Origin of the sequence: Streptomyces phyllanthi (assembly GCF_009377205.1) — a bacterium.
Lineage (GTDB): Bacteria > Actinomycetota > Actinomycetes > Streptomycetales > Streptomycetaceae > Streptomyces > Streptomyces phyllanthi.
Genome location: NZ_VJZE01000349.1, coordinates 1 through 9,969 on the forward strand (window position 1 = coordinate 1; position 9,969 = coordinate 9,969).

At 69.4% G+C, this 9,969-nt stretch carries 10 protein-coding genes; 8 read left to right on the forward strand and 2 right to left on the reverse strand.

Annotated elements, in window-relative coordinates:
- From FNH04_RS33645 to FNH04_RS33665, 4 genes are all read left to right on the forward strand, one after another.
- Positions 1-1,192: ABC transporter substrate-binding protein (locus tag FNH04_RS33645; protein WP_152789639.1), on the forward strand; the 1,192-nt coding region annotated here is incomplete at its 5' end.
- A 175-nt stretch (positions 1,193-1,367) separates the two neighbouring features.
- Entirely contained in the window at positions 1,368-1,910 is a 543-nt protein-coding gene (locus FNH04_RS33650; RefSeq protein WP_152789640.1) for a DUF4396 domain-containing protein, read from the forward strand.
- Between the two features lie 331 nt (positions 1,911-2,241).
- On the forward strand, positions 2,242-2,895 hold the full coding sequence (locus FNH04_RS46810) for a hypothetical protein (RefSeq protein ID WP_194236901.1): 654 nt from the start codon (positions 2,242-2,244) through the stop codon (positions 2,893-2,895).
- A gap of 1,118 nt (positions 2,896-4,013) precedes the next feature.
- Positions 4,014-5,279 carry an MFS transporter gene (locus FNH04_RS33665; protein ID WP_152789641.1) on the forward strand — a complete coding sequence of 422 codons (1,266 nt, stop codon included), beginning with the start codon at positions 4,014-4,016 and terminating at the stop codon, positions 5,277-5,279.
- Between the two features lie 332 nt (positions 5,280-5,611).
- On the opposite strand, the gene FNH04_RS49520 is transcribed toward FNH04_RS33665, so the two are convergent.
- Positions 5,612-6,076 carry a fumarylacetoacetate hydrolase family protein gene (locus FNH04_RS49520; protein ID WP_228031769.1) on the reverse strand — a complete coding sequence of 155 codons (465 nt, stop codon included), beginning with the start codon at positions 6,074-6,076 and terminating at the stop codon, positions 5,612-5,614.
- Here FNH04_RS49520 and FNH04_RS48750 point away from each other — a divergent pair.
- Both FNH04_RS48750 and FNH04_RS48115 read left to right on the forward strand, forming a co-directional pair.
- Positions 6,045-6,152 (forward strand): hypothetical protein, encoded by a 108-nt coding sequence (locus FNH04_RS48750; protein WP_322724609.1) that lies wholly within the window; start codon positions 6,045-6,047, stop codon positions 6,150-6,152. The two genes, FNH04_RS49520 and FNH04_RS48750, sit on opposite strands and share 32 nt — an antisense overlap.
- Positions 6,153-6,184: 32 nt before the next feature.
- Positions 6,185-6,355, forward strand: a complete 171-nt coding sequence (locus FNH04_RS48115; RefSeq protein ID WP_228031770.1) for a hypothetical protein — start codon at positions 6,185-6,187, stop codon at positions 6,353-6,355.
- A gap of 78 nt (positions 6,356-6,433) precedes the next feature.
- On the opposite strand, the gene FNH04_RS33680 is transcribed toward FNH04_RS48115, so the two are convergent.
- Positions 6,434-7,027: an NADPH-dependent FMN reductase gene (locus FNH04_RS33680; RefSeq protein WP_152789643.1), complete on the reverse strand. Its 594-nt coding sequence runs from the start codon at positions 7,025-7,027 to the stop codon at positions 6,434-6,436.
- A 532-nt stretch (positions 7,028-7,559) separates the two neighbouring features.
- Between FNH04_RS33680 and eno the strand changes: the two genes are divergently transcribed.
- Both eno and FNH04_RS33690 read left to right on the forward strand, forming a co-directional pair.
- A complete protein-coding gene (eno, locus tag FNH04_RS33685; RefSeq protein WP_152789644.1) occupies positions 7,560-8,870 on the forward strand; it encodes a phosphopyruvate hydratase in 1,311 nt (436 codons plus the stop codon).
- Between the two features lie 67 nt (positions 8,871-8,937).
- Complete coding sequence (locus FNH04_RS33690; protein WP_152789645.1) at positions 8,938-9,948, forward strand: VOC family protein; 1,011 nt, start codon at positions 8,938-8,940, stop codon at positions 9,946-9,948.
- Positions 9,949-9,969 lie beyond the last annotated feature (21 nt).

Sequence of the window (9,969 nt, forward strand, 5' to 3'; positions counted from 1 at the left end):
GCCCTCACCCACCCGGCGCCGCCTGCTCACCGCGGGGGCCGCACTCGGTGTCACCGCGGCGGCCGGGACAGGAGCGTGGTGGCAGTGGGGCCGCCGGTCCGGGGCATCCGCGAACACCGGCTCCGCCCGGCGGCCCCGCCACGTGGTCTCCCTGCTCGGCAGCCCGGACGAACCCTTCTTCACGGCCCACGAGCGAGGCGCCCACCTCGCCGTCGAGCAGCACAACCAGGACGCCCGGCGCACCGTCGACCTCGTGCTGCACATGGCCGACGACCGCGGCACCGCGGCGGGCTCCGCCGAGGCGGCCGCCCGGCTGGCCGCCGACCCGGACGTGTCCGTGGTGATCGCCGCGGGTACGAACGCGACGGTGCCCGCAGCTCTGCCCCCCTGCACGAAGGCGCGGCTGACCGTGCTGGTCACCCGCGCCGACACCGAGGAGCTCAACGTCGTCAGCACCACCACCGCCCTCGTGCTGCGCTCGACCCGGACCAGCGGCCCGCCCGCGGTACTGCGCTATCTGAACCGGGTCGTCAAACCCGCCCGCACGGTGATCGTGCACGACCTGGCCACCGAGGCGGAGAGCCTGCCCACGGTCCGCATCACCACCGTCCACGACAAGCTCCACAGCGAAACGGCGGTGGAGGAGGTCTCCGCGGACGAGGACTTCACCAAGGCCGCACGCCGCATCGCCGCCCGCCCCCGCGACGCCGTCCTCTTCGCCGGGGTGAGCCCCGACCGCGCCGCCGCCTGCGCCCGCGCGTTGCGCAACGCGGGCCACCAAGGCGCCCGGGTCGCGGGCGAGCACGTCCTCGGCGCCCCCTTCCTCGCAGTGGGCGAGGACTGGAGGATCGGCACCGGCTACACCGACGCGAGCGCCGACCCCCGCACCAAGGCGTTCGCCGCCGCGTTCCGCGCCCGCCACGAACGCGCGCCCGGCCCCTGGGCGGCCGAGGCGTACGACGCCGTCCGGTTCGCCGCCCATGGCCTCGCCTCCGTCGGCGACGACGGCCGGTCCGCCCTGCGCTCGGAACTCCTGCGCCGCCCCTGGCAGGGCATCACCCGCCTCATGAGCTTTGACGCCACCTCGCAGTACTTCGGGGTCGAAGACGACAGTGGCGGGTTCCTGTTCCGCGTGAACGGGGGAGCCGCCCGCTTCGTGACGCGCTCCGACGACCTCGGCAAGAAGACGTGAACCAGCCCCAGGGCACCGCGTTCGCGGCCGTCATCGGTGCGGCAGAGAGGTCACTCCGCATTGACCCACGAAGGGTGGGCCAGCGCATCGAGGAAATACCCCCCAGGGGTATATGGTTATCAGTGTGAGCCCCCGGGAAGGGGTCACCATGGGACGGACATAGGGGATGAAGGTCATGGATCACACCGCTCACCACACCGGCACCCCGCACGACCACACCACGCACGAGGGCCATGGCCAGGCAGGTCAGGCAGGTCAGACGGCCCATCACGGCGCCCAGGCGGGGGCGTCCTGGCCCATGGCGGTGAAGGCGACGCTGCACTGCCTGACCGGGTGCGCCATCGGCGAGATCCTCGGCATGGTGATCGGCACCGCTCTGCTGTGGGGCAACGTGCCCACCATGGTCCTGGCGATCGCGCTGGCGTTCCTCTTCGGCTACTCGTTCACCCTGTTCGCAGTACGCCGGGCCGGCCTCAGCCTCAAGTCCGCGATCAGGGTCGCGCTGGCCGCCGACACCATCTCGATCGCGGTGATGGAGTTCGTCGACAACGCGATCATCGCCCTGACGCCGGGCGCGATGGACGCCCACCTGTCGGACGGGCTGTTCTGGTCGGCCCTGCTGGGCGGGTTCGGTGTGGCTTTCCTGATCACCACGCCGGTCAACAAGTGGATGATCGGCCGCGGCAAGGGCCATGCCGTCGTCCACGCCTACCACTGACGAACCGGCGTGCGGAGCACTTTCGGCCGGCGTACGCCCTCGCATCGCTTCCTTGGCACGGCGCGGGCGCTGCGTCCGGTCCTCGACAAGGCGATGTGCGCCATACGCAAGTGTGCCCCGGGCGGTGGCCCGATCGGCCGCGATCGGGCCTCGTTCGAGTGAGGCGATGCCGCGTTTCCTGAGACAGCGGCCACATCCGGTGATCTTCAACAACGTCGGTCGATGACGTCGAGAGGACTGGGGGCTGCTCATGGGTCCGGTTACACACGCCGGCGAAGGGACGGATACAGCCGGCTCGCAACGCCGCACGCTGACGATCGCCGGCGGGCTCATGCTCGGGGGCTTCCTTCTCAACGTCATCCTGACCGCCGCACTTCATCCGTCCGGAGAGGAAAACGACCACCCGGCGATCTTCACTGAGTACGCGGACAGCAGCGGCTGGATCGCAGTCCATCTCGGCCAGTTCATCGGCGTCCTGGTGACGCTGGGCGGCCTGCTCGTGCTGTACCGCGTCCTGCGCCCTGTCGACGGGTCCGCCCTGGTCGCTCGGCTCGCGGCCGCGGCAGCGGTGGCGACCGCCGCGGTCTGGGCCGTGCTGCAGGGGCTGGACGGCGTGGGACTGAAGCAGGCCGTCGACTCCTGGGTCGGCGCCTCGGGCGCGGAGAAGCAGATCCGCTTCGCCAACGCCGAGACCGTGCGCTGGTTGGAATGGGGATTCCAGAGCTACTTCCGCATCCTGCTCGGGCTGACCCTGGCACTGTTCGGCGCAGCTATTCTCAGCGGTCGCCGGATCGCCGGCTGGCTGGGCTGGACGGCCCTCGTGGCCGGCGTGTGCTCGGTGGTCTTCGGAGTCGACGTGGGCTACAGCGGCCTGGCCAGTGGGCTCCAGGACGTCCTCGGTATCGCCATCTTCGTCCTCGTCCTGCTCTTCGCCGTCGGAGTGCTCGTCACCGGAGTACGCGGGCGCGATCAACACCACAGCTGAACGACACGCGCGGGCGGTCGGCGTGCCTCATTTCCCGTATGCGGTCCGCCTGTCATCCGTGGTTCGCCGCGCGGGACAGCCCCAGGGCCACGGCCGCGCCGACGGCGGCGGTCACCGAGCACACGGTGAAGGCGGGTGAAGCACGACCTCGTGCAGGTGAGGATCCCGGCGGGCCGGTACTTCGCGACCAGCTCCTCGCCGGCCTCCGCGGAGGCCGGCCCGGCGGGGCCGGTCACGAGGGTGAGACCCGCGCCCTCGATCACCGATCGTTCAACGGTGTCGTCGGGCCAGGCATGGTCGGTGAGCAGCACGGTGCCCGGGCGGCTCGATGGTGTCATGGCAGGTCGTCCTCGCAGAATCGTGCCGCTCACGGCGGACGTCCGGGCGTCCCGCCCGGTCGCATCCGGTCAGCAGGTTTGATCGCCACCCGGAAGGGCGGCCGACGGCACGTCCGAAGGGCCGTCGACCGCCATGGGCCGGGTGGCGGTGGAGAGGGTCGCTCGGCCTCCGATCGGATGCCGACGCTCGCCGACTTGTGGTCGGCCGAGGCGCCGCGGTACGCCCCTGGAACGGGTTACGGATGTCGGGCACGTCGAAAGCACTCTGTCACAGCCACGTGATGCTAACGATAGCATTCAGGGTCTTCGACGCGTCAAGGGTGCGCAGCTGTCCGATCGTCTGCACCCGGTCGCAGCCTCCGCGAGAGCCGAAGAACTCCACCGGCCACAGATCCCGGCAGAGCCGCGGAAGCCGGTCACCGCAGGAAAAACGAGGACCGCCGAAGAAATCCACTGCGCGCATCTTGACGCGCCAGGGACTTCCCTCCATGGTTTCTGCCAGCACCGACCGTGCGGCCAGGAAATGTCCGCACGAGGTCCGGCTGTCGAAGGCGCCATAGCCACGGACGTCCCCGACAGGCGATATACGGCTGAATTGCACACGCGGTGTCCGACCGCGGGGCAGCCCGTCGCCTCATTCCACCCGGCCGACGACGTATCGCAACGTCGCCGAGCCCAGTCCGTGTTCAGCTCACCGTCTCTCGCGATTCCCCCTACAGCCCCGTACCCGCGATGCATCCGCCGCGGCCTGCCGTGGCCCATTCCTTCTCAGGAGCCGCTATGACTCACGCAGCGCAAGTCGACACCGGCACAGCGCCCACCGACACCCAGGAGCACGACCGGGCCCCCCTTTCCCGGGGCATGATCGCAGCGGGCTTCCTGCTGGTGGTCCTCTCCTACATGGTCAACGCCATGGACCGGCAGGTCTTCCCTCCGCTTCTGCCGAACATCCGTGAGGAGTACGGATTCTCCCTGGAGCAGGGCGGGCTCCTGGCCACGAACTTCACCCTCGGCATGGCCCTGGCCGGCCTGCCCGCGGGCTACCTACTGGACCGCTTCCGCCGCAAGACCGTGCTGCTGGCCAGCATCGTGATCTACTCCCTGGGCACGATGGCCACGCCGCTGGCGATCGGTTTCGCCGACATGACGGTGTACCGGGTCGTCTCCGGATTCGGAGAGGGCATGCAGTCGGCCGCCATCTTCGCGGCGATGGGCGCCTTCTTCGCCCACCGGCGGGGCCTCGCCTTCGGCGTCATCGGTGTGGGCTACTCCATCGGCGTGTTCATCGCCCCGCTGGTCGGTGTCCAGCTCATGAGCATGCACGGCACCTGGCACTCGCCGTTCTACGTGTTCGGCGCGGCAGGCCTGCTGATCGCCGCCGCCTCCCTGTTCCTCGTGAAAGCCGGCCTGACCGAGACCTCCGTCGAGAAGGCCGTCTCGACCGGAACCTACGAGTACATGCCGGCCTCCGCCTACAACCGCAACACCATCGCGCTGGCCGTCCACGCGGTCGTCAGCGGCGTGGCCATCTACGGGTTCCTCGGCCTCTACCCGACGTACCTGATCACCTCGCTGCACTACAGCCCCGAACAGGCCGCACTGGCCATGAGCCTCCTCGGCTTCGGCGGCATGACAGCCATCTTCGGCGGCTGGCTCGGCGACCGCGTGAACCAGCGCAACCTGCTGATCCTGAGCCTGCTGGCCGTCTCCGCGATCAGCGTGTGCATCTACCAGACGCAGGCCGGGATCGGCGTGCAGTGCGTGCTTGCCTTCCTCATGGGCGCCTTCGGCCTGGGCTTCATCTACCCCAACACCAACAGCGCGATACAGCGGGCCGTGCGCCCCGCGCAGATCGGACGGGCTTCCGGCCTCTTCGTGAGCAGCTACTACGGACCGGCGGCGTTCTCGGGCCTGCTCTTCGCAACCCTCGTGGAATCCTTCGGCTGGAGCGGGGCGGGACTGCTGCAGGTCACGCTCCTCCCGCTGGTGGGTGCCGCCGCCCTCGCCTTCGTCCGCCCCTCGCAGTTCAACAACGCGGTCCGCTAGGGGGACGACCCGCAGGACATCGCCGCTGTGTGCACCGGGCCGACGCCCGGTGCACACAGCGGCATACCGGGTCTTCGGAGTTGAGCGGTGGAGCTGTCACGGGAGGGACCGGCCACCTGCAGGTCCGGGCCACTCCCGGCCCCTGTACGGCATGGACCAGGACTGTCGGAGCCGGCTCGCCCCCCATCGTCCTCCTGGGTGACGGCACGTCTCCACCGGACGCTGACGCACGCACCGCGCAAACTCGAAGAGCCGGCATGCCAGCGGCTCGCCGGCCACGACCGGGCTGTGCGGGACGCCGATGCCCTCGATCTCGTCTCCGGGCGGCAGCGTCAGGCAAACGGCCGAGGCAGCTGACGATGGCGGGAACACCGAAGAGCACTCGCCCGTTTCCGATCAGAAGTGTGCCGAATTGGCTTTCCTCGCGCTGGAAATTCATGCGCCGCGGAGGGCTTCACATGGCGGGCTTCCTTTCCAATGACGACCACCAACTCGCCCTGGCAACGGATTAGTTCACCGTCCACCGGATAGGAAAGGGCATCATCCGACCCTGTCCCCGCGGTGCTCGGCTTCATGAAGCACATGGGGACTTCCGACACCTCGCGGTCGACCTCGTCGATGTGCAAGGCGTAGTTGCAGAGGCGTGGTTGCAGAGGCGTATCTGTAGGGCGAATCCGAAGATCCGGGGCCGCAGCCACAGGCGGCCGCGCGACCCATTCGACAATGCTAACGTTAGCATAACGACGCGGAGTCTCCGTGTCGACGGTGGGACGGGCACGTGCCGACGACCCCCGCATCAGCGAGGAGACAAAGTTCCGGGTCCGCCAGGCCGCTTCCGAGATGGGTACGTCGCCAATCGCGCGGCGCGGATGATGTGCGGAGCGTCCAGCAATGTGGTGGGGCTGGTGCGGGAGCTGTCCGCGAACCGCGTGGCCGGGGTCATCATCGTGCCCACCGCGCGCCCGCACACCGAGTCCGTCAAGCTCCTGCACACGATGCCCCACCTGCAGCTTGCTGCGCGGACGCGCCTGCGCGGCAGCACGGCGCCCCCCGGCAGTCGGACTCAGCCCGACTGAACGGCGGATGACCTCACCCATGAACAGAAGGCGCCCGGGGCTCGGTGCCCCGGGCGCCTTCTCCTTCCCGCCGTCAGGTCAGTACGTTCCACTGCGCAGTCGGCGCATGGCGCGGGCCGTGCGTGCGAGTTCGTCGAGCACCCGCTCCACCGCGGCCTCGTGTATCTTGCCGGGCCGGAAGGCGCCGCCCTCGACGAGTTCGTTGACGAAGGGGATGCTCACGGTCGGACCGATCGGCAGCATCCTGAGGTTCGCCACGACCTGCTTGGCCATCTGTACGGCCCGGGTGCCCGCCGAGACACCTCCGTAGCTGACGAACGCGGCCGGCTTGTGCTGCCACTCCACGGCGAGGTAGTCCCACGCGTTCTTCAGGGGAGCCGGGAAGCCGCCGTTGTACTCCGGGGTCACGAAGACGAAGGCGTCGGACTCGTCGACGATCCGGCTCCATGCACGGGTGTGGCTCTTCGTGTACTGCCGCAGAGCGGGCGGATGCGGCTCGTCGTAGAAGGGAAGAGCGAGTTCACGCAGATCGACCAGGTGCGACTCGAACTGGTCGTACTGTGCCGCCCGGTCGCTGAACCAGTCCGCGACAGACCTGCCCACACGTCCGGGGCGTGTGCTGGCCACCACAGTGGTGAGGGTCATCGGCGTGGGAGAGGGTTCGGATGCCATATCGGGCTCGCCTTCCTGTCGACCGCGATCCGGACCGGCGGACCCGCACCCGCCTGTGCTGCCCGTCCATCCAGGAAGAGCGCGGATCCGCCGGAGTACCACGCCGGAGCGCAATGGGTGCGCATGGTGTGCAAACGATAGCATTGGACCGCGGGCCGACCAAGAGAGCCAAGCGAACGACAAGCCCACAGAGGCGAAGTGCCACCTCGCCCTTGACAGAGCCGTGAACTGTCCGCACGATTGCGCTATCGTTAGCATTACCAGGAGGTGGCTGGCGAGCAGCCCGGTCATCGCCTCCGCACGCGGCATCCCGCGCCGGCCCTGGCACGACCACGACGAGAGCCGCACCATCCCTGGCCCGCAGCGCCACCGCGCTCATCCGGGTGCCGCCGTGGTGCCAGGTCCGTCGGGCCCGTTCGCCGGCGAGCCCTCCCCAGCCTCCGGCTGCGGGGTCGTCCCGCGATGGACAGGCACGAGCCCGGGCCCACTCCTCACCATCCAGATCGCCCGCACTCCGAAAGGTTGCACCTCCATGACAGACGCGCGGATCGCCAAGCTGTACGGCCGCAGAGTGTGGGACTCACGCGGTCGGCCGACCGTCGAGGTCGAGGCCCATCTTTCGGACGGCGCCATCGGCCGGGCCATCGCACCGGCGGGGGCCTCGACGGGCCAGGGTGAAGCGCTCGACCTGCGCGACGGCGGCAGCCGCTTCGGTGGGCTCGACGTCCAGCGCGCGGTCGGCTCGGTGAACCAGGAGATCGCGCCCGCCCTCGCCGGCCGTGACGCGGGTGACCAGGAGGCCGTCGACCGGCTCCTGGTGGACCTCGACGGAACCCCCGACCGCGGCCGCCTCGGCGGCAACGCGATCGTGGCCACGTCCATGGCCGTCCTGCACGCCACCGCGGCGTCGGCGGGCGTACCACTGTGGCAGCATCTGGCGGGCGGACGGCCGGTCCGCATCCCCCTGCCGGAGATCCAGATCTTCGGCGGCGGCGCCCACGCCGACCGCCGTGTCGACGTCCAGGACTTCATGGTGATGTGCCCCGCGGCACGCAGCTTCTCCGAGGCCCTGGACTGGACGGCGGAGATCTACCGGGCGGCCGGAAGCCTGATGCGCAAGGCGGGGAAGGCCCAGGGCGTGGCGGACGAAGGTGGCTTCTGGCCCGCGTTCGACTCCAACGAGGAGGCGCTGGAGACGCTGACGCTCGCCATCGAGACCGCGGGCTTCGCGCCTGCGACCCAGGTCGGCATCTCGCTGGACATCGCGGCCTCGCAGTTCGGCAGCGGCGGGCAGTACACGCTGGCACTGGACGACCGCAAGCTCGACACCGCGGCGCTGATCGACATGCTGGGCGGCTGGATCGAGCAGTATCCGATCCTGTCCGTCGAGGACCCGGTGGGCGAGGACGACCACGACGGGATGCTGGAGTTCACCCGGCGCCACGGCCACCGCTGCCAGGTGATCGGCGACGACTACCTGGTCACGAACGCCAAGCGGGTGGAGACGGCGGCCGCCGGCGGATCGGTGAACGCCGTCCTCATCAAACCCAACCAGGCCGGTACGGTCACGGAGACGTTCGAGGCCCTGTGCGCGGGGAAGGACGCCGGCTTCGGCACCATCGTCTCGGCCCGGTCCGGGGAGACCGAGGACGTCACCATCGCCCATCTGAGCGTCGGCTGGGACGCCGGCCAGCTGAAGGTGGGCTCGTTCACCCGCTCCGAGCGCATGGCCAAGTGGAACGAGGTTCTGCGCATCGAGGAGTCCCTCGGCGAATCCGCGGAATTCAGCGGATGGTCCGCCTTCACATTCCCCGGAGCCGGGTCCGTCGCGGCCAAGCCGTAAAACGGCCGCGAAATGCCACGTAATACAGTCATCGAAATTCAGAGCCGATCGGAGTACGGAGCCCAGCATGCTGCCACCCGTCAATCTGCGCCCGAGTTTCAATATCACGCGCTCCAGCCACGTCCGTCTCACGGTCGCCGACCTGGCCGAGAGCCGGAACTTCTACGTGAACGCGCTGGGGCTCGTCGTCAGCGACGAGGACGAACGCACCTGCTACCTGCGCGGCCTGGCCGAAGCCTGCCACCACAGCCTCGTACTGGAGCAGGCCGACGAGGGCGCGGGCGCGGGCTCGTGCAGGAGGATCGGCTTCCGGGTCTTCTTCGACGAGGACCTCGACGCCGCGTACGCCTGGTTCCGTGAGCGGGGTCTGCCCGCCGAGTGGGTCGACCTCCCCCACCAGGGCCGCACGCTGCACGTCAGCGACCCCATCGGTACGCCGCTGGAGCTGTGCGCGCACATGGAGACCCGGCCGCGTCTGCACATCGACTTCGAGCGGTACAAGGGCGCGCACGCGCAGCGGCTGGACCACTACCAGGTCTTCGCGCCCGACACCTTCGAACTGTGCGCCTTCTACAGCGAGCTCGGCTTCCGCAACTCGGAGTACCTGGAGCACGGCGACAAGCTGCTGGGTGCGTTCATGTACCGCAAGGGCACCTGCCTGGACCTGGCGATCGTCGAGAACACCGGTCCCGCCCTGCACCACTTCGCGTACACGGTCTCCGAGAGCCGCGACATCTTCACCGCCTGCGACTGGGCGGGCATCCTCGGCTACGGCGACGGCGTGGAGCGCGGCCCCGGACGGCACGGTCCGGGCGGGATGCTCTTCGCCTACCTCCGTGACCCGGACGGTCACCGGGTGGAGGTCTTCAACAGCCACTACCAGACGATCGACACCGAGATCGAGCCCGTGCGCTGGGACGCGGCCTCGCTGAGCACGAACGCCCGCTGGGGGTTGCCGGCACTGGAGAAGTGGTACTTCGAGGCGTCGCCCTTCGTGGGTGTCCCCCAGATCAAGCCGGCCGAACTGCCGAAGCCGATGACGCTCGAGCGGTTCCTGCTCGAGCAGCCCCTCCCCTGACCTTTCGCGGGCTTCCTTCCC